The following is a 24127-nucleotide window of genomic DNA, read 5'->3' as shown; positions in this document are numbered from 1 at the left end:
GGCCCGTCCCGCCAGCTAACACCGTCAGCCCGGGCGAAATGCAAGCGATCCGGTCTTTTACGGACGTGACAATCAGCACCCGTTCCCTAAGGAACCGACTCATGAGGGGCAAGAAGGGTTGCGAGGACCGGGGAATCCACAGGTTGCGACCCGGCACCCACCTCCCGTATGCACCCTGCGTATACACCGCGTGTATAGTCCCTCGCATGTCAATCGGTCACACCCTCCTCGGGCTCCTGGAGTCCGGCCCCCGCCACGGTTACGACCTCAAGCGCACCTTCGACGAGAAGTTCGGCCACGACCGTCCCCTGCACTACGGGCAGGTCTACTCGACCATGTCCCGGCTGCTGAAGAACGGGCTCGTCGTCGTCGACGGAGTCGAGAGCGAGGGCGGTCCCGAACGCAAGCGGTACGCCATCACCGACGCCGGCATCACGGACGTGTCCGCCTGGCTCACCCACCCGGAGAAGCCGGAACCGTACCTTCAGTCGACCCTGTACACGAAGGTCGTCCTGGCCCTGCTCACCGGCCGCAGCGCCGACCGGCTGCTGGACACCCAGCGCGCCGAGCACCTCCGCCTGATGCGCGTCCTCACCGACCGCAAGCGCAAGGGCGACCTCGCCGACCAGCTGATCTGCGACCACGCGCTGTTCCACCTGGAAGCCGACCTGCGCTGGCTGGAACTGACCGCCGCACGCCTGGAACAGCTCGCCACGGAGGTACGTCCATGACTCCCGAACGCTCCCTGCTCGACGCCCGCGATCTGCGCAAGGCCTACGGGCCCACCCCCGCACTCGACGGGGCGTCGTTCTCCATCCACCCGGGCGAGGTCGTCGCCGTCATGGGCCCCTCCGGGTCCGGGAAGTCGACGCTGCTGCACTGCCTCGGCGCGATCGTCACCCCGGACAGCGGGACGATCACGTACGACGGACGCGAGCTCTCCACCCTGTCCGACGCCGAGCGCAGCGCCCTGCGCCGCAGCGATTTCGGTTTCGTGTTCCAGTTCGGCCAGCTCGTACCGGAGCTGACCTGCGTGGAGAACGTCGCCCTCCCCCTCCGCCTCAACGGCGTGAAGCGCAAGGAAGCCGAGCTCAGGGCCCTCGGCTGGATGGAGCGCCTCCAGGTCGACGATCTGAAGCAGAAGCGGCCCGGAGAGGTCTCCGGCGGGCAGGGCCAGCGCGTCGCCGTCGCCCGTGCCCTCGCCGCCGGCCCCAGAGTGCTCTTCGCCGACGAGCCCACCGGCGCCCTCGACTCACTCAACGGCGAGCTGGTGATGGAGCTGCTCACGGACGCGGCCCGGTCCTCCGGTACGGCCGTCGTCCTCGTCACCCACGAGGCGCGGGTCGCCGCCTTCTCGGACCGCGAGATCGTCGTACGCGACGGAAAGTCCCGGGACCTGGAGCACACGGGATGACGCTGCTGGAAGACCGGAGCACCAAGGGAGCGGCCGGCTCCGCGAAGGCGCCGGGGAAGGGGTCGGGCTGGATACACGACCTCGGCCTCGGCATCCGCTTCGCGGTCGGCGGCGGGCGCGAGGGCTGGATCCGCACCCTCCTCACCGCCGTCGGCGTGGGTCTCGGCATCGCCCTCCTCCTCGTCGCCTCCTCCGTGCCCAACCTCCTGGACAACCGGTCCGAACGCACCGCGGGCCGCGCCCCCAACTTCACCAACCACGACGCACCCCTGGCGCCCGGCGACAACACCCTGGTCTACGACGACGCCTCGTCCGAGTACCGCGGCGACACGGTCGGCGGCTGGCTGCTGCGCCCCGACGGCGCGCACCCGCCGATACCGCCGGGCCTCGACCGGATCCCCGCGCCCGGCGACATGGTCGTCTCGCCCGCGCTGAAGGATCTGCTGGAATCCCCCGAGGGCCGGCTGCTGAAGGAGCGGCTGACGTTCCGGATGGCCGGGACGATCGCCGACGAGGGGCTGAGCGACCCGCACGACCTGTACATGTACGCCGGCAGCGACACCATCACCCAGGAGGGCGGCGGGCGGACCGCGCAGTTCGGCGCCAACCGGCTGCCCGAGGAACCGATGGACCCCGTCCTCGTCATCCTCGTCATCCTGATCTGCGTCGTCCTGCTGGTCCCCGTCGCGATCTTCATCGCCACTGCCGTCCGGTTCGGCGGCGAACGACGCGACCGCCGGCTCGCCGCGCTGCGTCTCATCGGCGCGGACATCCGGATGACCCGGCGGGCCGCTGCCGGTGAGTCCCTGTTCGGCACCGGGGTCGGACTGCTCTTCGGAGCCGTGTTCTTCCTCGTGGGGCGTCAGCTCGTCGGCGTGGTGCAGTTCTGGCGGGTCTCGGCGTTTCCCTCCGACCTCGTCCCGATGCCCGGTCTCGCCGTGCTGATCGTGCTGTCCGTACCGGTGTGCGCGGTCCTGGTCACCCTGTTCGCGCTGCGCTCCGTGGCGATCGAGCCGCTCGGTGTCGTACGGCAGGGGCGTTTCCGCAAGCGCCGGCTGATGTGGCGGCTGCCGATGCCGGTCATCGGTGTGGCCCTGCTGCTGTTCTCGGACATCGCCGGCGGCGAGGGGATGCCGCTCGACACAGCAGTCGTCGCGGCGGGGATCATCCTGATCCTGCTCGGCATGGCGACCCTGCTCCCCTGGCTGGTCGAGTCCGTCGTGGCCCGCTTGCGCGGCGGCCCGGTGCCCTGGCAACTCGCCATCCGCAGACTCCAGTTGAGTAGCACGGCGGCGACGCGCGCGGTGAGCGGCATCACGGTCGCGGTGGCCGGCGCGATCGCGCTCCAGATGTACTTCGTCGGCATCAACGACGATTTCAACACGACGACGGGCCAGGACCCGAAGCGCGCCCAGATGGGCGTCACCACGGAGTCCGCCAACGGCGCCCTCGCGGAGCGCATGATCAAGGAGTTCCGGGCCACGGAGGGCGTGAAGGGAGTCATCGGCACCATCGACTCCTATGTGCTCGGCCCCGGAGTGCTCGACGAGTGGGGCGACCCGGAAGGCGCGCCGGTGACCTACGGCACCTGCGCCACCCTGCGCGAGCTGGCACATCTGGGTGCCTGCAAGGACGGCGACGTCTTCATCTCGCACACCGAGGAGAACAAGGACACGGGCTGGGTGAAGAAGGTCGCCCGCCCCGGCAAGCAGGTCGATCTCAACGAGTGGTACCAGGACGAGGGCTCGGAGAAGCCCGAGCCGCAGCTGTGGACGATCCCGAAGGACGCCCGCACGGTGACGCCCAGGAAGGATCCGGGGGGCGAGGAGCGCCACGGCATCTTCGTGACACCCGGCGCCCTGGACGCGGCCAAGCTGCCGAGCCCCTCGACGACGGCGCAGATCCAGACGGACGAGAGCGTCCCCGACGCCCAGGAACACGTCCGCAACACCGCGTATCTGATGGATCCGTCCCTGCGGATCTGGACCTACCAGATGACCCAGCGGGACAAGCAGTACGACAGCATCCGCACCGGTCTGTTCGTGGGGGCGACCGCCACCATGATCCTGATCGCGGCCTCCATGCTGGTCTCGCAGATCGAGCAACTGCGGGAACGCAAGAAGCTGTTGTCGGTACTGGTCGCCTTCGGAACGCGCCGCTCGACGCTCGCCTGGTCCATCCTGTGGCAGACCGCGATCCCTGTCGTCCTCGGCACCGCGCTCGCCGTCGTGGGCGGCCTCGGCCTCGGCCGGGTGATGCTCCGCCTGATCGACAAGGAGATCACCGACTGGCTGATCTTCCTGCCCCTGGTCGGGGTGGGGGCGGTGATGATCGCCGCGGTCACGCTGCTCTCCCTGCCACCGCTGTGGCGCATGATGCGCCCGGACGGTCTGCGCACCGAGTGACCGGAGCGCGACGGCCGGACGGGCCCGCCTTTCAGGCCCGTCCGGCCACCCGCACCGGAAGCGTCTCCATCGCCTCCCGCAGCGCCGCCGCGAACTCCTCGAACTCCTCGTGCCTGGCCGCCCCCGACCGCATCGCCAGCGCCACCCTCCGGGAGGGCGCCGGATCAGCGAAGTACCCGGTCGCCAGGGCGTCGTTGCGGCCCGTCTCCACCGTCACGGCGGTCCGCGGCAGCAAGGTCACACCGAGCCCGCCCGCGACCAGCTGCACCAGGGTGGAGAGCCCGGCCGCGGTCGTCGTCACGGGTGCGCCCTGCGTACGCCCGGCCTCCCGGCAGATGTCCAGGGCCTGGTCGCGCAGGCAGTGCCCCTCGTCCAGGAGCAGCAGCGGCAGTTCGCGCAGCGCCTCGCGCGGAATGTCGACGCGCCCGCCCAGCCGGTGGTCCTGCTCCATGACCAGCACGAAGTCCTCGTCGAAGAGCGGGAGCTCGGTCACTCCGGGCACCCCGAGCGGCACGGCGAGCAGCAGCAGGTCGAGCCGTCCGGCGGCGAGCCCCTCCAGCAGCGAAGAGGTCTGCTCCTCGTGGACCTGGAGGTCCAGCTCCGGGTAGCGCTCATGGACCAGCCACAGCACGGTGGGCAGCAGATACGGGGCGACGGTCGGGATCACCCCGAGCCTGAGCACCCCGGTGAAGGGTGCCCGGACCGCCTCCGCCTCCTCCATCAGCGCGCCGACGGCCTCCAGGACCACCTGGGCCCGGACCGCCAGCCGCTCCCCGGCGGGCGAGAGCAGCACCTTGCGCGTCGTACGCTCGATGAGCTGGACACCCAGTGCCTCCTCCAGGGCCGACACGGCTCCGGAGAGTGCGGGCTGGCTCATCCCGATCGAGGCCGCCGCGTCACGGAAGTGCAGATGCTCGGCGACGGCGGCGAAGGCACGCAGCTGCGAAAGACTGGGCTGTTTGGGCCTGTTGCCCTGGTTCCCCTGGCTCATTGATAGGAACCTCCGATCGTCACGCTCCAGTGTATCCACCCCATCGATCAATGGACCGCACCCCGAAACGGCCGAGCGAGCTCCCACTGATCGAGAGGAGCGATCAATGCACGCCGGGGAGGTGATTTCCGTGATCAATGCACTCTGTGCCATGGTGGATCCAGTCCAACCCTCAGGAACCTCCCCAAAAGGGAATTCCTACGCTGCAAGGAGAGCGCGTGCTCACTGTCGGTGACAAGTTCCCCGAGTTCGACCTGACTGCTTGTGTCTCGCTGGAGGCGGGCAAGGAGTTCGAGCAGATCAACCACAAGACCTACGAGGGTCAGTGGAAGATCGTCTTCGCGTGGCCGAAGGACTTCACCTTCGTGTGCCCCACCGAGATCGCCGCCTTCGGCAAGCTGAACGAAGAGTTCGCCGACCGTGACGCCCAGGTCCTCGGCTTCTCCGGTGACTCCGAGTTCGTGCACCACGCCTGGCGCAAGGACCACCCGGACCTGACCGACCTGCCCTTCCCGATGCTGGCCGACTCGAAGCACGAGCTCATGCGTGACCTCGGCATCGAGGGCGAGGACGGCTTCGCGCAGCGCGCCGTCTTCATCGTCGACCAGAACAACGAGATCCAGTTCACGATGGTGACCGCCGGTTCCGTGGGCCGTAACCCCAAGGAGGTCCTGCGGGTCCTCGACGCCCTGCAGACCGACGAGCTGTGCCCCTGTAACTGGACCAAGGGCGAGAACACCCTGGACCCGGTCGCGCTCCTCTCGGGCGAGTGAGCTGACACGACCATGGCTCTCGACGAACTGAAGTCCGCCATACCGGACTTCGCCAAGGACCTGAAGCTGAACCTCGGCTCGGTCATCGGCAACAGCGACCTCCCCCAGCAGCAGCTCTGGGGCACCGTCCTCGCTTGCGCGATCGCCTCGCGCTCGCCGAAGGTGCTCCGCGAGCTGGAGCCGGAGGCCAAGGCCAACCTCTCCGCCGAGGCGTACACCGCGGCGAAGTCGGCAGCGGCCGTCATGGCGATGAACAACGTCTTCTACCGGACCCGGCACCTGCTGTCGGACCCGGAGTACGGAACGCTCCGTGCGGGCCTGCGGATGAACGTCATCGGCAACCCGGGCGTGGAGAAGGTCGACTTCGAGCTGTGGTCGCTGGCCGTCTCCGCGATCAACGGCTGCGGCCAGTGCCTCGACTCCCACGAGCAGGTGCTGCGCAAGGCCGGCGTGGACCGTGAGACCATTCAGGAAGCCGTCAAGATCGCCTCGGTGATCCAGGCGGTCGGCGTGACCCTCGATGCCGAGGCAGTTCTCGCCGAGTAGTACGGCAGTACCCTTGTACGAGAAGGGCCCCGAGGACGACCGACCGTCCACGGGGCCCTTCTTACTGTCCGGTCAGCCTTCCCGGCCCGGTCCCGGCCCTTCGGCCACGAGACCGGCGGGCACCTCGGACTCCTTCGGGGGCGAGCCCGGCGCCCGGGTCGGCGCCAGCTCGTACGCCGTGGCGCCCCGGGGCCCGGGCGAGTGCCGCCGGGACTCCTCCTGCCCGTAGGCCCGCAGATAGCCGACCACGGTGTTCGTCACCGCGACCAGGGGGACGGCGACCACCGCACCGCCGATGCCCGCGATCATCCCGCCCGCGGCGACCGAGAGGACGACGGCCAGCGGATGGACCCGCACGGCGCGTCCGAGGATGAACGGCTGCAGGATGTGGCCCTCGATCTGCTGCACGGCGAGCACCACGAGCAGCACCATCAGCGCGGTGAACACGCCCTGGGTGACCAGCGAGACGACGACGGCGAGCGCGCCGGAGACCACGGCCCCGACCAGCGGGATGAAGGCGAAGAGGAAGATGAACACCGCGAGCGGCACCGCCATCGGCACGTCCAGGAAGTAGATCCCGAGGCCGATGAAGATGGCGTCGATCAGCGCGACCAGGACCGTGCCCCGCACATAGGCGGTGAGCGTGCGCCAGGCACGCGGCCCGGCACCCGCGACGCCCGGCCGGGCCTGCGTGGGCACGAGCTTCAGCACCCAGTGCCAGATGCGCTTCCCGTCGTACAGCAGGAAGAGCGTCGAGAACATCGCCAGCAGCAGCCCGGTGAGGACCTCCACCATCACGGTGACGCCCTGGAGCCCGGCGGAGGTGATCTCCTCCGTGTTCGTGCCGATGGTGTCGCTGAGGTTCTTCGCGATGTCGTTGATCTGCGACTCGGTGACGTGGAAGGGGCTGTCGAGCAGCCAGCGCTTCAGCTCGTCGATGCCGTCGCGCACCCGGTCGGAGAGCGTGTCGAGGTTGTCCATCACCTGCCACACCACGAACCAGCCGACCAGGCCCATGATGACGAAGCCCAGGATGGCGGTGACCGCGGTGGCCAGACCGCGCGGCAGGCCGAGCCGCTTGAGGCGCACGACGGTCGGCTGGAGCATCGCGGTGACGAGCAGCGCGGCGACGAAGGCGAGGACCACCAGCTGTACGGCGCTGATGATCCGCATGAGCACCCAGAGGGTGCCCGCCAGGACGAGCAGCCGCCAGCCGGCCTCGGCCGCGACCCGCATGCCCCACGGGATCGCCGCCACCGGATCGGGTCTGGCCGCGATGGACGGGGCGTACGCGGGCGGCCGGGGCACCTGCTCCGCCACCGGCTCCTCCCGGACGCCTCCCCCGCGGACGGCCGCGTCCTCGTGCACGCGTACCCGCGCGGCGTCCGAGTCGGCCTCCGCCTCGGCCTCGGCGCGGCGCTCGTCCAGGCGTGCCCCTATATCGGTCAGTTCGGCGCCGAGCCGGCCGAGCCACCCTGGCAGTTTCGACATGATCGTTTCCTCTCCCCCATAATGTCTCCCCACCGCTCCCCCCGGAGTCGTCCGGAATGTGACCGTACACGCGTGAAGCCCTCCACCGTAGGACGGTGAAGGGCTTCACAAGGTTGAGAACGGGCCCTCATGAGGGGCCGTCGGCTCTCCCTAGTACCAGTTGTTGGCCTGCCAGAAGGACCAGGCGCCGCACGGGCTGCCGTAGCGGCCGTCCATGTAGCTGAGGCCCCACTTGATCTGGGTGGCCGGGTTGGTCTGCCAGTCGGCACCGGCGGTCGACATCTTGGAGCCCGGGAGCGCCTGCATGAGGCCGTAGGCACCGGAGGACGGGTTGCTCGCCCGGTAGTTCCACGTCGACTCGTGGTTCACGATGTTGCTGAAGCACTGGAACTGGTCGGCGGGGACCATCTGACGGGCCATCGCCTGTACTTCAGCCACGGAGTACGAGCCCTGCGCGGAGAACGACGAGGCGTCACGGACCGCGGAGCGGTTCGCACGCGCTTCCTCGGCCTCGGCCTCGGCCTTCCGCTCGGCTTCCAGCTTGTCCTCGGCCGCCTGCTTCTTGGACTTGGCGTCCTTGGCGGCCTGGATGCGGGCCGTTTCCTCTGCAGACTTCTTCGCTGCCGCGTCGGCTGCGGATGCCTGGGCGTCGGCCTGTTGCGTCAGCGAGGCGGTCTGCACCTGGGCCTGCTGGCCCGCGGGAATGTCTGCGAGCAGCGTGGTGTCGGCTGCGGTCGCCTCGAAGTTGTTGTCGTCGACAGCAGGAGTGCTGCCCGAAGCAACGCCAACGACGGCGCCTACGGTGGTGACCGCTGTGGCTGATGCCACGGCGAACCCCCGGACCGAGATCCGGCTCACACGGTGTCCTTCCAGCATCGCCCGCTTAGGTGACCTCGCGGGCGCAATCGTGCCCCTGACACTGGCCTCCCTACTGCTTGGGTCACGGGAGGCACGGGCCCGGTGGGCAACTCCCTTGCGGGAGCGCCGCGTGGTACTCGCGGGCGGCATACGGGCGGCAAGTGTTGAGTTGTGTGGTGCGTGCGCCTTTGGAGGTGCACAAGTGCCGTATGCGGGGCCTGACGGAAGCAAGACTCTGCCGGACGGGGACACCGCGAAGCAATTCTGTGTTGCGTGTGAAAGCTCACACGCCGTTTGGGCCTCTCATTTATGGAAACAGCGGCACAACACAATGCCGCCCGGCTAAGCTCTTCGGCTCGCCGGGCGGCACCAACTGTCCTATCCCGTATCAGATCTGGCCTTCCTCCAGCATTTCGGTCACCAGTGCGGCGATCTGCGAACGCTCGGATCGGGTCAGCGTGACGTGGGCGAAGAGCGGATGACCCTTCAGCTTCTCGACCACGGCGACGACTCCGTCGTGCCGGCCGACCCGGAGGTTGTCCCGCTGTGCCACGTCATGCGTGAGGACAACCCGGGAATTCGACCCGATACGGGACAGCACGGTCAGCAGGACGTTGCGTTCGAGCGACTGTGCCTCGTCGACGATCACGAACGCGTCGTGGAGCGAGCGGCCCCGGATGTGAGTGAGCGGCAGGACCTCCAGCATGCCGCGCCCCAGCACCTCCTCGATCACCTCGCGCCCGGCCACCGCCGAGAGCGTGTCGAAGACGGCCTGCGCCCAGGGGCTCATCTTCTCGGCCTCCGAGCCGGGGAGATAGCCGAGCTCCTGTCCGCCGACCGCGTACAGCGGCCGGAAGACCATCACCTTCTGGTGCTGCCGGCGCTCCAGCACGGCTTCCAGCCCGGCGCAGAGCGCCAGCGCCGACTTGCCGGTGCCCGCACGGCCGCCCAGCGACACGATGCCGACGTCCTGGTCGAGGAGCAGATCGAGGGCGATGCGCTGCTCCGCGCTGCGCCCGTGGATCCCGAACGCCTCCCGGTCGCCGCGCACCAGCCGCACATTGCCCTCGGCGGTGACCCGGCCCAGCGCCTTGCCGCGCTCGGACTGGAGGACCAGCCCGGTGTGCACGGGCAGCTCGGCCGCTTCGGGGACGTACAGCGTCTCCTCGGTGAACAGCAGGTCCACCTGTTCACCGGCGAGCGCCAGCTCCGTCATTCCGGTCCAGCCGGAATCGGTGATGGCGAGTTCGGCGCGGTACTCCTCGGCGAGGAGACCGACCGAGGACGCCTTGATCCGCAACGGGAGGTCCTTGGAGACGACCGTGACGTCGTACCCCTCGGCCTGGAGGTTGCGCGCCACCGCGAGAATCCGTGAGTCGTTGTCCCCCAACCGGTAGCCGGCGGGCAGCACGCCGGGATCGGAGTGGTTGAGTTCGACGCGGAGCGTCCCGCCCAGATCTCCGAGGGGGATCGGGGCATCCAGCCGGCCGTACCGGACCCGGAAGTCGTCCAGCAGGCGCAGGGCCTGCCGGGCGAAGTACCCGAGCTCCGGATGATGCCGTTTGGCCTCCAGCTCCGTGACCACGACGATCGGCAGCACTACTTCGTGCTCGTCGAAGCGGGCCATGGCGTTGGGGTCGGCCAGCAGGACGCTGGTGTCGAGAACGTAGGTGCGCCTGTCGGGCATGCGGCGCTTTGTGCTGGTCACCACGGAAGGACGTACCCCCTCGGACGAGGTCGGGGAGTGCGACGGACGTCGCGGATCTTCCCAAGGGAAGAGGACGGACCGGGTTCGGAGCCCCAAGTGAGGGCCGAACGCCGGCCCTCCGCGTCGGCCGCACGATATGTACGGTCCTTCGTGTGCAAAGGGCCTCCCGGGCGAGCGGACTGGGTGCCACTCACTTGGACGCGACATCCGCCCGGCTCCTGACCGGATGTCGACCTGTCAGGGGTATTCCCTCGAACACGCCCAGCCATGCCGATGCAGGTGACACGGTGTGGAGGAGTCCTGGTGGACGCGGGGTGACGGCCGGGGGACGCCGGAGTCGCCCCGGGCGGCGTCAGGCCCCGTAGCGCCGGTGCCGGGCGGCGTAGTCGCGCAGGGCGCGCAGGAAGTCGACCTTGCGGAAGGCCGGCCAGAAGACTTCGCAGAAGTAGTACTCGGAGTGCGCGCTCTGCCAGAGCATGAAGCCGGACAGCCGCTGCTCGCCACTGGTACGGATCACCAGGTCCGGGTCGGGCTGGCCCCGGGTGTACAGGTGCTCGGAGATCAGGTCCGTGGAGACCACCTCCGCCAGCTCCTCGAAGGTCGTGCCCTTCGACGCGTGGTCCAGCAGCAGCGAACGCACCGCGTCCGCGATCTCCTGGCGCCCGCCGTAGCCGACTGCGACATTCACGATTATTCCGTCGATACCGGCCGTGGCTTCCTCCGCCTCCTTGAGGACGGTCTGCGTACGGGCGGGCAGCAGGTCGAGCGTCCCGACGTGGTGCACACGCCACCGCCCGTCGGCCGCGAGGTTGCGCACGGTGTTCTCGATGATGCCGAGCAGCGGAATCAGCTCCGCCTCCGGCCGGTCGAAGTTGTCCGTGGAGAGCAGCCAGAGTGTGACGACCTCGACATCGGTCTCACTGCACCAGCCGAGCAGCTCGGAGATCTTGTCCGCACCGGCCTGGTGCCCCTGGACCGCCGAACCGCCGGACGCCTTCGCCCACCGCCGGTTCCCGTCGAGGATGACACCGATGTGCTTGGGCACCTGGTCGTGATCCAGGCGGCCTTCCACCCGGCGTGCGTAGAGCCCGTACACCAGGTCGCGCAAGTTCACTGAGTTCACCCTCTCGGTTCCGTACGGGCCGCAGACCCGCCTTCCCCGTCGCCGGGGGTCCGGGGTCGTCCCCCGTGGGGGACGGCCGCATGGTGCGCACGGTCCGCGCAGACAGTCGTCGCGCCGCGCATCGGCATTCCCCGAAGCGGCCACATTACTGCGACCGGGTCACAGGGGCCCAACCCGGTCTGTCACAACTCCGTGATAAGCAGAGAAACGTGACTGATTCCCTCTCCTACCGCGCCGCCGAGTCGCGCTACGACTCCATGGAGTACCGCCGCACCGGCCGCAGCGGGCTCAAGCTCCCCGCCGTCTCCCTCGGCCTCTGGCACAACTTCGGCGACGACCGCACGCTGGACTCCCAGCGGGCGATCCTGCGCCGCGCCTTCGATCTCGGTGTGACCCACTTCGATCTGGCCAACAACTACGGGCCGCCGCCCGGCTCGGCCGAGCTCAATTTCGGAAAGCTCTTCCAGCAGGACTTCACCCCGTACCGGGACGAGCTCATCATCTCCACCAAGGCCGGCTACGAGATGCACCCCGGCCCGTACGGCGAGTGGGGCTCCCGCAAGTACCTGCTCTCCTCGCTCGACGCCTCGCTCGGGCGGATGGGGCTCGACTACGTCGACATCTTCTACTCCCACCGCTTCGACCCGGACACCCCTCTCGAGGAGACGATGGGCGCCCTGGCCTCCGCCGTCCGGCAGGGCAAGGCGCTGTACGCGGGTGTGTCCTCGTACAACGCGGAGCAGACCGCCGAGGCGGCCCGTCTGCTCAAGGAGATGGGTGTCCCCGCCCTCATCCACCAGCCGTCCTACTCCATGATCAACCGCTGGCTGGAGGACGACGGGCTGCTCGACACGCTGGAGACGGCCGGTATGGGCTGCATCTCCTTCGTGCCGCTCGCGCAGGGCCTGCTCACGAACAAGTACCTGAAGGGCATCCCGGCGGGTTCGCGCGCCACGCAGGGCAAGTCCCTCGACCCGGACCTGCTCTCCGACGAGGTCCTCCGCCGGCTGAACGGGCTGAACGCCATCGCGCAGAACCGCGGCCAGTCCCTGGCGCAGCTGGCACTCACCTGGGTGCTGCGCGACAGCCGTATGACGTCGGCGCTGATCGGCGCATCAAGTGTGAAGCAGCTTGAGGAGAATGTGGCCGCTCTGGCCGGACCGGCGCTGTCCGCCGAGGAATTGAAGGAGATCGACGCCTTCGCCGTGGACACCGCGGGGACCAACATCTGGGCCGGGCGCGGCTGACGCCGACCGTCTGACACAGGGTCTGCACCGGGCCCTCACAGGGGCCTCACAACCCCGGACAGAAAAATCGGGCCGGTCCGTGGGGGGGGGTTACGGACCGGCCCGAGGGGGGGTTTCCACCATAACCCTTCGTAAGTGATGCTGCGTGCCGCGCCACTCCACAACTACTCTCCGAATTCGCCGGACTGCGCTGCGGAGACGGATTCCGGCACTCCGGAGGCCCCTGGGGACCGTGGGAAACGAAGCCGGACGACCGTGTGCGCCGCCTTGACGCGGGGATGTCCCTCGCACAGGTATATGGGACAGATTCCGGCCCGATGGCGCTCTAGATTCGCGGGCATGACGACACGAGCCCGCGTGACCGTGACCTGGCCCGAGGCGAACGCCCGCCGGATCGACCGCCAGGGGCTGTCCGCCGCCCCGCCCCCGGCCGTCCGTGACCGTCGCGCCCCCGCTCTCCGCACCCCGGCCGACGTGGCGGGCGCGATGCTCGGGGTGCACGCCCAGGTGCTGTCGGCGGCGGAGCTGTCCGTCGCGGTGCGCCTGCCCGGGACCACCCGTACCGACGTACGCGAAGCCCTGTGGACGGACCGGACCCTGGTGAAGACCTTCGGCCCGCGCGGCACCGTTCATCTGCTGCCCGCGGACGAGCTCCCGCTCTGGACCGGCGCCCTGTCCGCCCTGCCCGCCGGTCCGGGCCGGCTCGCGGAGAGCGCCCGGCTGACGCCCGACCGGACCGAGCAGGTCGTCGCGGCCGTGGCCGACGCCCTCACCGGCACGGACCTGACCATCGACGAGCTGTCGGACGCGGTCGTCGCCCGGACGGGGTCCTGGGCGGCCGACCCGGTGGTGCCCGGGTTCCAGGGGATGTGGCCGCGCTGGCGTCAGGTGATGCATCTCGCGGGCCACCGGGGCGTGCTGTGTTACGGCCCGGACCGGGGCCGCAAGGCCACGTACACCAATCCCGGACACACCCCGCTGCCCGGGCCCGAGGCGATGACCGCACTCGTCGGGCGCTATCTGCGGGCGTACGGCCCCGCGACCCCCGCCCACTTCGCGAAGTGGCTCGCCACGGCTCCCGGCTGGGCGAACCGCCTGTTCGCGGACCTGGCCGAGAGCGGGGCGATCGAGGAGGTGACGTACGAGGACGCGCCGGCCTGGGTGGCGGCGGGCGACACCGACTTCCCGGCGGAGCCCGCGCCGGGGGTGCGACTGCTCCCCTACTTCGACGCCTTCACCATCGCCTCCCAGCCGCGCGAGCGGCTCTTCCCCGGCCGCGCGTACACACGCGCGCTCGGGCGCGGCCAGGCGGGGAACTACCCGGTGCTGCTGGTGGACGGCACGGTGGCCGGAGTCTGGCACCAGCGCCGCTCGGGGCGCCGGATCGCGGTGACGGTCGAACCGCTGGAGCCGCTCACCGCCGGACAGCTGAGGGAACTGGACGAACAGGTGGAGCGGGTGGCCGTGGCGATGGAGGGGAAGGCCGAGCTGACCGTGGGGACCGTGACGGTGGGGCCGCACGCGTAGCAGGTGTCCTGCGGGTCAGTGCCGGACGAAGCGGATCGTCATCGTGTCCCCGGCGGCGACCACGAAGTCGCCGTCCTCGCAGCGGATGACCGCCTCGCGGACCTCCCCGTTCCCGTCACGGCGCTCCTCCGTGCCGGTGACCGTCCAGGCTCCGCCGTACGGCGGGGCCGGCAGGCCGGTCAGCGGGGTGAACTGCCACTGGCCCGCCGGTACGCACCAGTCGGGGAGCTCCGGCCAGCCGCCGGACGTGATCCGCAGGGTCCAGTCGGAGGCGCAGGTCAGCAGCACCGAATCGCCTCCGGAGAGGACGAACGCGATGGCCTCGGGTTCGCCCGTGATCCCCTCGGGCCGGTAGAAGAGGCCGTGGACCGCGGTGATCCAGGCGCCCTTGAGCCAGTCGGAGTCGCTGCCGCGGGGCCGGCCCGCCGGTTCGCGGACGTCGTCGCCCGTTTCTTCCCTTCCCACCGTCATGACCAGCTCCCTCACCGTGCGCTCGCCCCACCGGTTTCGTCCGCCCACCGGTAGGACGGCGAAACGGACGAAGGCGTTGCAGTTCGAGACATCTTCAAGTGCCGTGTCACATAGGCCCGTTGACATCCTCGTGCGGGACCTGACCCGGCTTGCGGGCCTCGATCAGGAACCGGGTGGTGTGCGCGACGAACGGCCCCTCCCGCTCAATCGTCCGGTGCAGCGCCTTCAGTCGCGGACGGTATGCCTCGACCGTGAAGCCCGGGACCATCCAGATCACCTTGCGCAGGAAGTAGACGACGGCCCCGATGTCGAAGAACTCGGTACGCAGCCGCTCCGGCCGCAGATCGACCACGTCGAGACCGGCGGCCACGGCATCGGCGCGGGCCTGCTCCGGATCGCGTGCGCCCCGTACCTCGGGCGGCTGCGGGCCGAGGAAGTACTCGACGAGCTCGAAGACGCTCGCCGGGCCGACCTGCTGCGAGAAGTACGTGCCGCCGGGCGCGAGCACCCGGGCGATCTCCGTCCACCAGGCGGTCACCGGGTGCCGGCTGACCACCAGGTCGAAGGCCGCGTCGCCGAACGGCAGCGGCGGCCGGTCCTCGTCCGCGACGACGACGGCCCCGCGCGGGTGCAGCAGCGCGGTGGCGCGCGCGATGTTCGGGGGCCAGGACTCGGTGGCCACGGTCAGCGGCGGCAGCTTCGGTACGGAGGCGAGGACCTCGCCACCGCCCGTCTGGATATCGAGGGCGCAGCGGGCGCGGGCCATCCGGTCGGCCATCGAGCGGGCGTACCCCCAGGAGGGGCGCTGTTCGGTGGCCCGGCCGTCGAGCCAGGAGAAGTCCCAGCCGTCGACGGAGACCGCTTCGGCTTCGGCGAGGAGCGCCTCGAAGCGGGCGTCGGACGACGGGTCGGCGGGGCTGCTGGTGGAGTCGGACATGGGCAGATCGTTTCAGCCGGGCGGCGCCGCGCGCGACCGCATTCCCGTGGGCCCGCCGCCGGTGTCTCAGGCGGCCAGCGCTCCGAACAGCACGCCGAGGAAGGCCCCCGCGATCATGAACGGCCCGAACGGGATGCCCGTCTTGCGCCCGGCCCTCCGCATCAGCATCAGCCCCAGCCCGTACAGCGCTCCCAGCAGGAAGCCGGCGAACCCTCCGGCGAACAGCACCGCCCAGCCGTACCAGCCGAGCGCCACCCCCAGGGACAGGGCGAGCTTCACGTCCCCGAAGCCCATGCCGTTCGGGTTGATCAGGAAGAGCAGGAAGTAGAAGCCGCCCAGCGCGAGCCCGCCGAGCAGTGCGGCGGTCCAGGACCCGGTGTGCTCGGGGGCCAGGGACACCGCGCCGAGGAGCAGTGCGGCGCCGGCGGCCAGCGGCAGCGTGAGGCGGTCGGGCAGCCGGTGGACGCGCCGGTCGATGACCGCGAGCAGTACGGCCACGGGCGTGAGCAGCAGCCAGACGGCGAGCTCGGGGCGGGCCCCGGTGGCCGCCGCCAGGGCCGTACAGGCGAGTGCGGTGACCACGGGCGCGAGGACGGCCGGGGCGTACCGCGACCTGACGGTCGCGGGTTCCGGTGCCGCCGCGCCATCGGCCTGCGAGGCGGCACCGCCGCCGTCCGGGGCCGTACGCCCCGGAAGCGAAGGGACGGCCACGGCGCAGCTCGCGCACCGGGTCGAGCCCAGCCAGGCGCGGGCCGGTCCGGTCAGCGCGTGCCCGGCGGGACAGGCGTCCCGCCAGTCCTCGTCCGGTTCGACGGAGAACCGGTACGCGGCACGGGGAAGCAGCAGCCCGGTGGCGACGCCCCAGAGAGCGGCGACTGCGATGAGTGTGGCGTCCACACCGGTGACCCTAATCCGGGTGCGGTGTACGGGTCTTGGGCCCTGGGGCCCATTGCACACCGTTCCGGACCCAGCGGCGGGCAACGGGAGCTACGGTCGGTGCCCATGGGGAAATGGCGCAACGGCAGCGGAACACTCACGGTCGGCACGGACGCGGACACCCGGGAGGTGCCCCTGCGGATCGCGGCCTCCTACCGGGCGCGGACGCGGGGCCTGCTCGGCAGCGACGGCGTGGACGGGGCACTGCTGATCACCCCGTGCGCGAGCGTGCACACGTTCCGCATGCGGTTCACGATCGATGTCGCGTATCTGGACCGGCACTTCAACGTCCTCACGGTCCGCACGATGAAGCCGGGCCGCCTCGGTCTGCCCCGGCTGCGCGCCCGTCATGTGGTGGAGTCCGAGGCCGGAGCGATGGCCGCGTGGGGACTGCGGCCGGGCACGCGCGTACGGATATCGGCGTCCACGACCGTCCGGTAGCCGGATCAGGGCGGGCCCGACCCGAGCAGCGTCCACGCCCCGTACGCGGCGGAGGCCAGGGCGAGCACGGCGACGGCTCCGGCGGTGCCGGCCGTCCGCAGCCTGAGCAGCGCCACGGCGGGCGGCAGGAGGAGCGGGAACGCGGGCATCATCAGGCGCGGCCTGGAGCCGAAGTAGCCGGAGCCGATCAGCGAGACGACGACGATCGCGATGCCGTAGACGAGTACGGGCAGCGGCTGCCGCTGCCGTACGCACAGGTACACCAGCCACCCCAGGAGTCCCAGCGCCGCGCACAGCCCGAGCGCGGCGGGCAGCGGGAGCCCCAGGACGAACGCGGCCAGGGCCCGGCCGCCGTCGATGCTGTTGCCCCACTGCGCCTGGATCTCGAAGTACGCCGTCGGGCTGTCCCGGCGCACGGCGACGAACACCACGTACGCCAGCCAGCCCAGGGGTGCGAGCGCGACGCCGAGGAGCATGCGGGCGTTCCTGCGGAGCAGCCCTTCCCGGTCCCCCGCCCGGTACTCCCTCACGAGGGTGACCGCGGCGGTGATCGCCAGGGCGGCGATGAGTGCCGCGGCCGAGGGGCGCGTCAGCCCCGCCAGGACGCAGAGGGCACCCGCCACGATCCAGCGCCCGGTGAGCACCGCGTACAGGGCCCAGGCCGCCAGGGCGGTGAACAGGGTCTCGGTGTACGCCATCGACTGCACGAACGCCGTCGGGTAGACCCCCCACAGCGCCGCCAGCACCACCCCGGTCCGGCGGCCGTGCAGCCGCGCGCCGACGGCGAAGATCCCCCAGGCGGCGAGCAGCCCCGCGAGCCAGGCGACGAGCAGCCCCGCACCCCCGACGGTGAGCGGGGTCACGTCGGCGATGCCGCGTTCCAGCGCGGGGAGGAGGGGGAAGAAGGCGAGATCGGAATGGACGCTCCCGTCGGGAAGCGTGACGGAGTAGCGGTAGCCGTTCTCGGCGATCCGCTGGTACCAGACGGAGTCCCAGCGCCCGCTGAGCAGATGGAGGGCGTCCTTCCCCTCGATCGAGGCCCAGACCCGGAAGACGAGGAGCCCGATGACCCGGACGGCCGCGTAGACCGCCAGTGCGGGGGCGGCTGCCCCGAGCGCGGTGACGGCGCGGTGCCGGAGGTCGCGGCGGCGCGGATGGTGCGCCGGGGCGGGCGTCCGGGAGGGGGCCTCCCGTTCCCGGACGGAGCCGGGAGCGCGGGGAGACGTCTGGTTTTCGGGCATGCGACCGATTATGACCACATGAGCGGACCGGGTTCCCCATCGCGGTGCTCGGTGGGATCGTCCGGCCCGGCGCCATGGGGGAGCGCCGGGGCGGGCTCTGATCCCTTACGGCGCCGACGCTAACGGTCGGCGAGCCCACCGTCTTGGGCCCCAGGACCCAACGGGTCCACGGCGCCTGTCTCTCCGGATCGTGACCGCGGTACGGCGTACTCCGGTGGCGCCCCACGAGGGGGGTCCTACTGGAAGGCGGCGCTATGACGCCGGGCCCAGTCCGCGAAGGTGCGGGGCGGGCGGCCGAGGATCTGCTCGACGGCTGGGCTGATGCGCAGCTCGGCCTCGTTGGGTTCGCCGAGGATGGTCAGAGTGGTCTCGGCCACGGGCGCGGGCATGAACGCGAGCATGTGTTCGCGGGCCTGCTCCCGGGTCAGCTCGACGAACCGGACCGGCTCGCCCAGCGCCTCGCCGAGCGCTTCGGCCTGCTGCCGCGGCGTCGTGAGGGCGGGCCCCGTCAGCTCGTGGACCTGCCCGGCGTGCCTCCCGGCACGGCCCTCCTCGCGTCCGTCCTCACGCAGGACCGCGGCGGCGACCTCGGCGATGTCGTCCGGGTCGACGACCGGCAGGCCGACGCCGGCGAACGGTGCGGCGACGGTCCGCCGGGTACGGACCGACTCGGCCCAGGCGTACGCGTTGGAGGCGAAACCGCCGGCCCGCAGGACCGTCCAGTCCATCCCCGACTGCCGGACGGCGCGGTCCAGCGCAAGTCCCGTACCACCGTGCGACTCCGAATCCGACCGGCTCGCGACCCCGATGGAGGAGAGGAGCACAACCCTCCGGACTCCCCCGGCCTTCGCCGCGTCGAGGATGTCCTGCGGGTTCAGCAGGTGCGCACCGGCTCCGGTGTCGTGGAAGAACAGCGCGTCGGCGCCGTCGAACGCCGGCCGCAGACGCTCCGGGTCGGCCAGATCCGCCCGGACGGGCCGGACCCCCTCCGGGACATCGGCGGCCGTGATCCCCCGGGACACCGCCGTCACCCGTTCGCCGGCTGCCGCGAGGGCACGCACCAGCGGACGCCCGACGTTTCCGGTTGCCCCTGTCACTACGATCATGAGTAACTCCCGTGTCAGCACCTCGCGTTGAGCCCGCCCAAACGGACGGACACGCCGCCGGGGCCGGTCCGGCCCGCTGCGACGCGCTGAAGCTAACACCGGCGGGATAGTAGGTACCTAGAGGAAAGCGACTATGCCCCGCGGGCCGGAGTACGGCCGTCGCACCGGCCCCGGTGACGCGCGACGACGGGTGGCGCCGTGCACGATGGTGTCGCAGCCCCCTGCTCCCCCACCCCACAGAGGACGCCACCATGAGTGACCCGAAGGTCGTCGTCGAGCGACGGATCGCCGCACCGGCCGGGAAGGTCTGGGAAGCACTCACCGACCTCCGGGGCATGCCCTCGGTACTCAGCGGCGTGGAAGCGGTCGAGGTGCTCACGGAGGGGCCGTTCACCGTGGGTACCCGCTGGATCGAGACCCGCCGGATGTTCGGCAAGCAGGCGACGGAGGAAATGCGCATCACCGTGTGCGAGCCCTCCACCCGCTACGTGGCCGAGGCCGATTCGCACGGCGCTCACTACGTATCGGAGTTCGCCCTGTCCGAGAGCGGGCCCGACGTGACCACCGTCCGCATGACGTTCTCCGCCACTCCGCCCGGCGGATTCGCCGGTCTCGTCTCCAAGCTCCTCGGCGGTCTCGGCGCGAAGGCGGTCGCCAAGGCGGTGACACAGGACCTCGACGACGTCGCGGCAGCCGTGGAGCGGTCCGCACGCTGACCGGCGGCGCGGCACCGGCGAACGGCGCGAGAGCGCCCCGCCCCACCGGCATCCGGCGAGACGGGGCTCCGGGCGCGGGCCCGGTCGGTCATCCGGGCTCACGCGGTCATGAGCACGTTCCCCGCAGAGAACGGGCGGCCGGGGCCGTGGCCCTGTTCTGCGAGGGTTCCGCGGTCTTCAGCGCCGCCACCAGCGCATCCGCGCTCCGGCCCGCCAGCTTCTCCTCGAGCTTGCCCTCGACAGCGGCCAGGGCCGTCACTCCCGACTCGCGTGCGGCTGCCGCCTGCTGCCTTCCCTCCATCTCGCCACGTCCGATGACCCCTTCGTCATAGGGCACGGTCGAGCCCTCACCGAGTCCGACCCACTGGGCCGGCTCCGGCTTGTCGCCTTCGGAGCACTTCGCCGGGGACCAGGCCAGTGCGATGACATAGTGGTGACCCACCTCGATGCGGGGGCGCTCGGCCAGGGCGTACTCGTGCCGGTTGCCCACTCCGCCCTTGAAGACCCAGCCGGACGACGGCCGGACGTAGGTGTCCGGGGCCGGCTGGGCGGGAGAGGGCCGCGACCAGAGCACCTTCTCCACCTTCATCGACACGTTGCGGCCGATCATCCCCTCGCCCCGCTCGATCTCCCCGGCGCTGGGCGGCACCTCCTTGTCACCGACGGCCGTCGCCACCACCACGTGATCGGCGTACGTCACCCAGTCGCTCGCCGTACTGCTCGGCATCCGGTCCTTGCCGTGACCGATCACCGGGCCGCTGCGGCCGGCGAAACTGTCCTCGCCCCCGGACTCGATTCCCGCAACCCACACCAATCCGGCAGCGACCGCCAGGGCCGACACCACTCCCACTGTCTTACGCATGGCCGACTCCCTTCTCAGTAGGTCGAGTTGATGGCGTTGACGTTGTTGCTGCCGAGGTTGTCCTCGTAGTCCTCGGCCACCATGCAGCCGAGCGCCGCATGGTCGTTCATGTCCCGCTTGGGCGACGTACTGTCCCCGTGGACCAGCCCGACGGCGTGCCCCATCTCGTGGCAGGTGACACTCAATTCATAGGTGTCGTTCCCACGGATGCGAATGTAATGCTGATCGCATTTGTAACTGAAGATCGCTTCGTCGTCGCACCAGGCCATTCCGATGGCATCGGAATCGAGCCCTTCCGAACCCTCCTGCCAGACATGGTCGGTTTCGCCGTCACCACTGAAGGTGGGATTGGTGTCGTAATGGCGGACCAGGTCCGTGGGCGAATACTCGCTGGTGAACATGTTCACCACCATTTCCCGGTCCACGGGTTCGAGTTCGAACTCGCCCGAACTGTCCATGTAGTAATAAACATCCGCATTGTCGGTCTGACAGACGGTTCCGTCCGACTGCCCGTCGTCGCACCACGGGTCGTAGTTGGCCGTCGGCACCATGGTGTCCGTCGCGGCCACGGCCGTTCCGCTCCCCAGAGTGAGGAAGGCCAGAGCAAGTGCCCATACCTGGAGCCGTCTTCGCCGCTCATGGGTGATGAATCGCCACATGGATGTGAACTTCCCTCCGGACTTGTCATGACCTCGTGAACACACGAGGTGGGAGGACCGTAATGGAGGACTGAAGGTGAAGACATAGTTCCGCTTCGACTCTCTCGACCCCGGTCCATTCGGCTGCGCGCCCCGCTCGGCCCGCGCATGGCCGCACGTCCTGCCGCTGCCGAATTCGGCACCGGCGGGGAGCACCCCAGCCCTCCCCCGATGGGGGCCGAGTGCTGTCACCGAGGCCGGCGGCGCCGGTTTCTGGTGACGTACGGGCATATGCCGCCCAGCTCGGCGCATCGGGTGCCGGGGCACGAGAACAAGCCACCACCGCGCTCCTTATGATCGGCGCATTGACGGGGGCCGGCGGCCGTGCGGGAGCCCCTCGCATCGGTCGACAGAAAGCACGAGACAGTCCTGTGAACGTACGTAAGCGGTGGGTAAGCGCTCCCCTGGGGGCCGGTCTCGCGGTGGCTCTGCTGAGCAGCTGCGGCCTCCAGACCGGAGGGGACTCCGGCCAGTCCGGCGACTCCATCGTCGTGGGCATGTCGGACGACGTGCTGGCCTCGGATCCGGCCTCGGGCTACGACCCGGGTTCCTGGCTGCTGTTCAACAACGTCTTCCAGTCCCTGATCAGCTTTCCCAGGGGGAGCTCGACGCCGGAGCCGGAAGCGGCGAAGTCCTGCGAGTTCGAGAACGGCAACAGGACCTACCGGTGCACGCTCCGCGACGGTCTGACCTTCAGCAACGGCGAGAGCCTGACGTCCGAGGACGTGAAGTACTCCTTCGACCGGGCGATCAGGATCAACGACCCAGCCGGCCCCGCGCCGCTGCTCTCCACGATCTCGAAGATCACCACCCCGGACGCCCGGACGGTCGTCTTCCAGCTCACGGTTCCCGACGCCACCTTCCCCAGCAAGATCGCCTCGGGCGCCGGATCCATCGTGGACCACCGCTCGTACCCGGCCGACAGCCTGCGCAAGGACGGCAAGGCCGTCGGGTCGGGGCCGTACCAGCTGAAGTCCCTCGACAAGTCGAAGGCCGTCTTCTCGGTCAACTCCGGCTACCGGGGCACGGCCGAGGTGAAGAACGACGGCATCACCCTCGAACTCTTCCGGGGCGACCAGAAGAAGCTGGCGTCCGCGCTGCAGAACGGCGACATCGATGTCGCCTACCGCGGTCTGGTCGCACAGGACATATCCGAGCTGCAGGAGTCCTCCGCCACGGCCGACAAGGGCATCGACGTCGTCGAGGGAACCAGCGCCGAGGTGCAGCACCTGGTCTTCAACATGAAGGACCCGGTGGCCGGAAAGCTCCCCGTGCGCAAGGCCATCGCGTACCTGGTGGACCGTGACGCCCTCGTCAGCGAGGTCTACCACTCCACGGCCACCCCGCTGTACTCGATCGTCCCGGCCGGCATCACGGCCCACAACACCGCGTTCTTCGACCTGTACGGCGGGAGCCCGCAGCCGGACAAGGCGGAGCAGACGCTGCGCGCCGCGAACATCACCGACAAGGTGAAGCTCACGCTGTGGTCCACGCCGAGCCGCTACGGCCCCTCCACCGACAACGCGTTCCACGCGATCGCCAGGCAGCTCAACGCGAGCGGCCTGTTCGACGCGAAGGTCACGTCCCTGCCCTTCGACGAGTACGAGAAGCGCATCGCGGCCGGGCAGCTCGGCGTCTATGTGAAGGGCTGGGTCCCGGACTACCCGGACCCGGACAACTTCACCCAGCCCTTCTTCGGCACGGACAACGTCCTGCAGAACGGCTACGTGAACGACGACATCACCGGCCGGATCATCCCCGCCACCGCCGCCCTGGCCGAACGGGGCGCCACCGAGCGCGCCTTCGACGAGCTCCAGGAGTACGTGGCCGAGGACCTGCCGATCCTGCCTCTGTGGCAGGGCAAGCAGTACGCGGTGGCACACGAGAACATCTCCGGCCTCCAGTGGACCCTGGACGCCTCGACCGTGTTCCGCTTCTGGGAGCTCAGCAAGTTCTAGGGTCTTTCGTTCGGATCAGGCCGGATCAGGGAGCGGGCTCTGGTGCGGGCAGTTGCAAGGCGGAGGATCGAGGCGACGCGGAGCGTTGGTGATTGACGACAACGCCGCAGATGGCCGCGCCAGGGCACGCGAGCCCGGCATGATCCGAACGAGAGGCCCTAGGCACCCGTTCCCGCCGCTCCCCCGGTCAGGTCGAATCCTCCGGGGGACCCGGTCGCCGCGGCGAGCAGCACGAACGGCTCCTCGCGGTGCGCCTGGCCCATGCCGACCGCGATGCTGCGCCCGTCCGCTTCCCAGACCCGCAGGTCGTCGAAGCCGAGCTCCCGGAGTGCCTCGAAGAGCGGTGGCAGGTGTCGGCCCTCCTGGTCACGTCGCTCGTACGCCGGAGCGGCCGACACGGTGACGTGCGGCCCCCAGCGCTTCTCCAGGGCGAGCACCACCCCCCACAGCTCGGTCTCGAACTCCTCGCGCGTCGCGTCCCGGATCGAGCCGTCGTCCTCGGCTTCCCAGAAGCCCTGGCTGCGCCGCAGGACGACCACCGCGAAATCGTCGCCGGAGGAGGAGTGCCCGGGGTCCGCGCACCCCGTCCAGGGAGGGGCGTACGGGCCCGTCCGCAGGGCCTCGACCGCCAGGACGTGCCGGTCCACTGCGTCCTTGAACTCCAGCGGGTCTCTCATC

Annotated in this window: 23 protein-coding genes; 10 read left to right on the top strand and 13 right to left on the bottom strand. The window is 70.1% G+C overall.

Annotated elements, in window-relative coordinates; all coding sequences use genetic code 11:
* Positions 1-206 precede the first annotated feature (206 nt).
* The 3 genes from OG230_RS22925 to OG230_RS22915 are packed head-to-tail and all read left to right on the top strand — an operon-like array spanning position 207 to position 3819.
* Positions 207-731 carry a PadR family transcriptional regulator gene (locus OG230_RS22925; protein WP_328905592.1) on the top strand — a complete coding sequence of 175 codons (525 nt, stop codon included), beginning with the start codon at positions 207-209 and terminating at the stop codon, positions 729-731.
* Entirely contained in the window at positions 728-1414 is a 687-nt protein-coding gene (locus OG230_RS22920) for an ABC transporter ATP-binding protein (protein WP_328905591.1), read from the top strand. The genes OG230_RS22925 and OG230_RS22920 overlap by 4 nt, the downstream gene beginning before the upstream one ends.
* Positions 1411-3819, top strand: coding sequence for an FtsX-like permease family protein (locus OG230_RS22915; protein WP_328905590.1), 2409 nt, complete (start codon positions 1411-1413; stop codon positions 3817-3819). Before OG230_RS22920 ends, OG230_RS22915 begins: the two co-directional genes overlap by 4 nt.
* Positions 3820-3850: 31 nt before the next feature.
* Here OG230_RS22915 and OG230_RS22910 read toward each other — a convergent pair whose 3' ends face one another.
* Positions 3851-4810, bottom strand: a complete 960-nt coding sequence (locus tag OG230_RS22910; protein WP_328905589.1) for a hydrogen peroxide-inducible genes activator — start codon at positions 4808-4810, stop codon at positions 3851-3853.
* 218 nt (positions 4811-5028) lie between these two features.
* Between OG230_RS22910 and OG230_RS22905 the strand changes: the two genes are divergently transcribed.
* Both OG230_RS22905 and OG230_RS22900 read left to right on the top strand, forming a co-directional pair.
* Complete coding sequence (locus tag OG230_RS22905) at positions 5029-5583, top strand: peroxiredoxin (RefSeq protein ID WP_328905588.1); 555 nt, start codon at positions 5029-5031, stop codon at positions 5581-5583.
* A 12-nt stretch (positions 5584-5595) separates the two neighbouring features.
* On the top strand, positions 5596-6129 hold the full coding sequence (locus tag OG230_RS22900; RefSeq protein ID WP_032763502.1) for an alkyl hydroperoxide reductase: 534 nt from the start codon (positions 5596-5598) through the stop codon (positions 6127-6129).
* A 72-nt stretch (positions 6130-6201) separates the two neighbouring features.
* Here OG230_RS22900 and OG230_RS22895 read toward each other — a convergent pair whose 3' ends face one another.
* The 4 genes from OG230_RS22895 to OG230_RS22880 form a co-directional block, all read right to left on the bottom strand.
* Positions 6202-7620, bottom strand: coding sequence for an AI-2E family transporter (locus OG230_RS22895; RefSeq protein ID WP_328905587.1), 1419 nt, complete (start codon positions 7618-7620; stop codon positions 6202-6204).
* A gap of 150 nt (positions 7621-7770) precedes the next feature.
* Entirely contained in the window at positions 7771-8478 is a 708-nt protein-coding gene (locus OG230_RS22890; RefSeq protein ID WP_328905586.1) for a transglycosylase SLT domain-containing protein, read from the bottom strand.
* A gap of 388 nt (positions 8479-8866) precedes the next feature.
* Complete coding sequence (locus OG230_RS22885; RefSeq protein ID WP_328905585.1) at positions 8867-10189, bottom strand: PhoH family protein; 1323 nt, start codon at positions 10187-10189, stop codon at positions 8867-8869.
* A 349-nt stretch (positions 10190-10538) separates the two neighbouring features.
* On the bottom strand, positions 10539-11300 hold the full coding sequence (locus OG230_RS22880) for an isoprenyl transferase (RefSeq protein ID WP_328911498.1): 762 nt from the start codon (positions 11298-11300) through the stop codon (positions 10539-10541).
* Between the two features lie 218 nt (positions 11301-11518).
* On the opposite strand from OG230_RS22880, the gene mgrA reads away from it, so the two are divergent.
* Both mgrA and OG230_RS22870 read left to right on the top strand, forming a co-directional pair.
* Positions 11519-12556, top strand: coding sequence for an L-glyceraldehyde 3-phosphate reductase (mgrA, locus tag OG230_RS22875; RefSeq protein WP_328905584.1), 1038 nt, complete (start codon positions 11519-11521; stop codon positions 12554-12556).
* A gap of 339 nt (positions 12557-12895) precedes the next feature.
* Complete coding sequence (locus OG230_RS22870; RefSeq protein ID WP_328905583.1) at positions 12896-14083, top strand: winged helix DNA-binding domain-containing protein; 1188 nt, start codon at positions 12896-12898, stop codon at positions 14081-14083.
* A gap of 15 nt (positions 14084-14098) precedes the next feature.
* Here OG230_RS22870 and OG230_RS22865 read toward each other — a convergent pair whose 3' ends face one another.
* The 3 genes from OG230_RS22865 to OG230_RS22855 all read right to left on the bottom strand — a co-directional run bounded on the left by OG230_RS22865 (position 14099) and on the right by OG230_RS22855 (position 16388).
* Complete coding sequence (locus OG230_RS22865; RefSeq protein WP_328905582.1) at positions 14099-14554, bottom strand: hypothetical protein; 456 nt, start codon at positions 14552-14554, stop codon at positions 14099-14101.
* A 106-nt stretch (positions 14555-14660) separates the two neighbouring features.
* Positions 14661-15491: a class I SAM-dependent methyltransferase gene (locus OG230_RS22860; protein ID WP_328905581.1), complete on the bottom strand. Its 831-nt coding sequence runs from the start codon at positions 15489-15491 to the stop codon at positions 14661-14663.
* Positions 15492-15557: 66 nt separating this feature from the next.
* Entirely contained in the window at positions 15558-16388 is an 831-nt protein-coding gene (locus tag OG230_RS22855) for an A24 family peptidase (protein ID WP_328905580.1), read from the bottom strand.
* 105 nt (positions 16389-16493) lie between these two features.
* On the opposite strand from OG230_RS22855, the gene OG230_RS22850 reads away from it, so the two are divergent.
* Complete coding sequence (locus OG230_RS22850) at positions 16494-16868, top strand: DUF192 domain-containing protein (RefSeq protein ID WP_328905579.1); 375 nt, start codon at positions 16494-16496, stop codon at positions 16866-16868.
* Between the two features lie 5 nt (positions 16869-16873).
* Here the strand turns inward: OG230_RS22850 and OG230_RS22845 are convergent, their stop codons facing one another.
* Both OG230_RS22845 and OG230_RS22840 read right to left on the bottom strand, forming a co-directional pair.
* On the bottom strand, positions 16874-18109 hold the full coding sequence (locus OG230_RS22845) for a hypothetical protein (RefSeq protein ID WP_328905578.1): 1236 nt from the start codon (positions 18107-18109) through the stop codon (positions 16874-16876).
* A gap of 236 nt (positions 18110-18345) precedes the next feature.
* The gene (locus OG230_RS22840) at positions 18346-19215 is read right to left on the bottom strand and encodes an NAD(P)H-binding protein (RefSeq protein ID WP_328905577.1); all 870 of its coding nucleotides are present in this window, start codon (positions 19213-19215) and stop codon (positions 18346-18348) included.
* Between the two features lie 251 nt (positions 19216-19466).
* Between OG230_RS22840 and OG230_RS22835 the strand changes: the two genes are divergently transcribed.
* A complete protein-coding gene (locus tag OG230_RS22835; RefSeq protein WP_328905576.1) occupies positions 19467-19931 on the top strand; it encodes an SRPBCC family protein in 465 nt (154 codons plus the stop codon).
* A 106-nt stretch (positions 19932-20037) separates the two neighbouring features.
* Here the strand turns inward: OG230_RS22835 and OG230_RS22830 are convergent, their stop codons facing one another.
* Positions 20038-20793, bottom strand: coding sequence for a hypothetical protein (locus OG230_RS22830; RefSeq protein WP_328905575.1), 756 nt, complete (start codon positions 20791-20793; stop codon positions 20038-20040).
* 14 nt (positions 20794-20807) lie between these two features.
* Positions 20808-21362 (bottom strand): hypothetical protein, encoded by a 555-nt coding sequence (locus OG230_RS22825; protein ID WP_328905574.1) that lies wholly within the window; start codon positions 21360-21362, stop codon positions 20808-20810.
* A gap of 500 nt (positions 21363-21862) precedes the next feature.
* Between OG230_RS22825 and OG230_RS22820 the strand changes: the two genes are divergently transcribed.
* Entirely contained in the window at positions 21863-23449 is a 1587-nt protein-coding gene (locus tag OG230_RS22820) for an ABC transporter substrate-binding protein (protein ID WP_328905573.1), read from the top strand.
* 158 nt (positions 23450-23607) lie between these two features.
* On the opposite strand, the gene OG230_RS22815 is transcribed toward OG230_RS22820, so the two are convergent.
* Entirely contained in the window at positions 23608-24126 is a 519-nt protein-coding gene (locus OG230_RS22815) for a hypothetical protein (protein WP_328905572.1), read from the bottom strand.
* Position 24127 lies beyond the last annotated feature (1 nt).

The sequence above is a fragment of the Streptomyces sp. NBC_00234 genome (assembly GCF_036195325.1).
Lineage (GTDB): Bacteria > Actinomycetota > Actinomycetes > Streptomycetales > Streptomycetaceae > Streptomyces.
The sequence above is the reverse complement of the archived record's forward strand: the minus strand, read 5'-3'. Positions and strand labels throughout refer to the sequence as shown.

What these genes read in the sequence shown, in the direction of transcription:
- OG230_RS22860 (WP_328905581.1), bottom strand. Translation starts at nt 15,491, where the DNA reads ATGTCCGACTCCACCAGCAGCCCCGCCGACCCGTCGTCCGACGCCCGC.
- OG230_RS22910 (WP_328905589.1), bottom strand. Translation starts at nt 4,810, where the DNA reads ATGAGCCAGGGGAACCAGGGCAACAGGCCCAAACAGCCCAGTCTTTCG.
- OG230_RS22835 (WP_328905576.1), top strand. Translation starts at nt 19,467, where the DNA reads ATGAGTGACCCGAAGGTCGTCGTCGAGCGACGGATCGCCGCACCGGCC.
- OG230_RS22865 (WP_328905582.1), bottom strand. Translation starts at nt 14,554, where the DNA reads ATGACGGTGGGAAGGGAAGAAACGGGCGACGACGTCCGCGAACCGGCG.
- OG230_RS22830 (WP_328905575.1), bottom strand. Translation starts at nt 20,793, where the DNA reads ATGCGTAAGACAGTGGGAGTGGTGTCGGCCCTGGCGGTCGCTGCCGGA.
- OG230_RS22870 (WP_328905583.1), top strand. Translation starts at nt 12,896, where the DNA reads ATGACGACACGAGCCCGCGTGACCGTGACCTGGCCCGAGGCGAACGCC.
- OG230_RS22900 (WP_032763502.1), top strand. Translation starts at nt 5,596, where the DNA reads ATGGCTCTCGACGAACTGAAGTCCGCCATACCGGACTTCGCCAAGGAC.
- OG230_RS22850 (WP_328905579.1), top strand. Translation starts at nt 16,494, where the DNA reads ATGGGGAAATGGCGCAACGGCAGCGGAACACTCACGGTCGGCACGGAC.
- OG230_RS22920 (WP_328905591.1), top strand. Translation starts at nt 728, where the DNA reads ATGACTCCCGAACGCTCCCTGCTCGACGCCCGCGATCTGCGCAAGGCC.
- OG230_RS22840 (WP_328905577.1), bottom strand. Translation starts at nt 19,215, where the DNA reads ATGATCGTAGTGACAGGGGCAACCGGAAACGTCGGGCGTCCGCTGGTG.
- OG230_RS22845 (WP_328905578.1), bottom strand. Translation starts at nt 18,109, where the DNA reads ATGCCCGAAAACCAGACGTCTCCCCGCGCTCCCGGCTCCGTCCGGGAA.
- OG230_RS22815 (WP_328905572.1), bottom strand. Translation starts at nt 24,126, where the DNA reads ATGAGAGACCCGCTGGAGTTCAAGGACGCAGTGGACCGGCACGTCCTG.
- OG230_RS22915 (WP_328905590.1), top strand. Translation starts at nt 1,411, where the DNA reads ATGACGCTGCTGGAAGACCGGAGCACCAAGGGAGCGGCCGGCTCCGCG.
- OG230_RS22925 (WP_328905592.1), top strand. Translation starts at nt 207, where the DNA reads ATGTCAATCGGTCACACCCTCCTCGGGCTCCTGGAGTCCGGCCCCCGC.
- OG230_RS22895 (WP_328905587.1), bottom strand. Translation starts at nt 7,620, where the DNA reads ATGTCGAAACTGCCAGGGTGGCTCGGCCGGCTCGGCGCCGAACTGACC.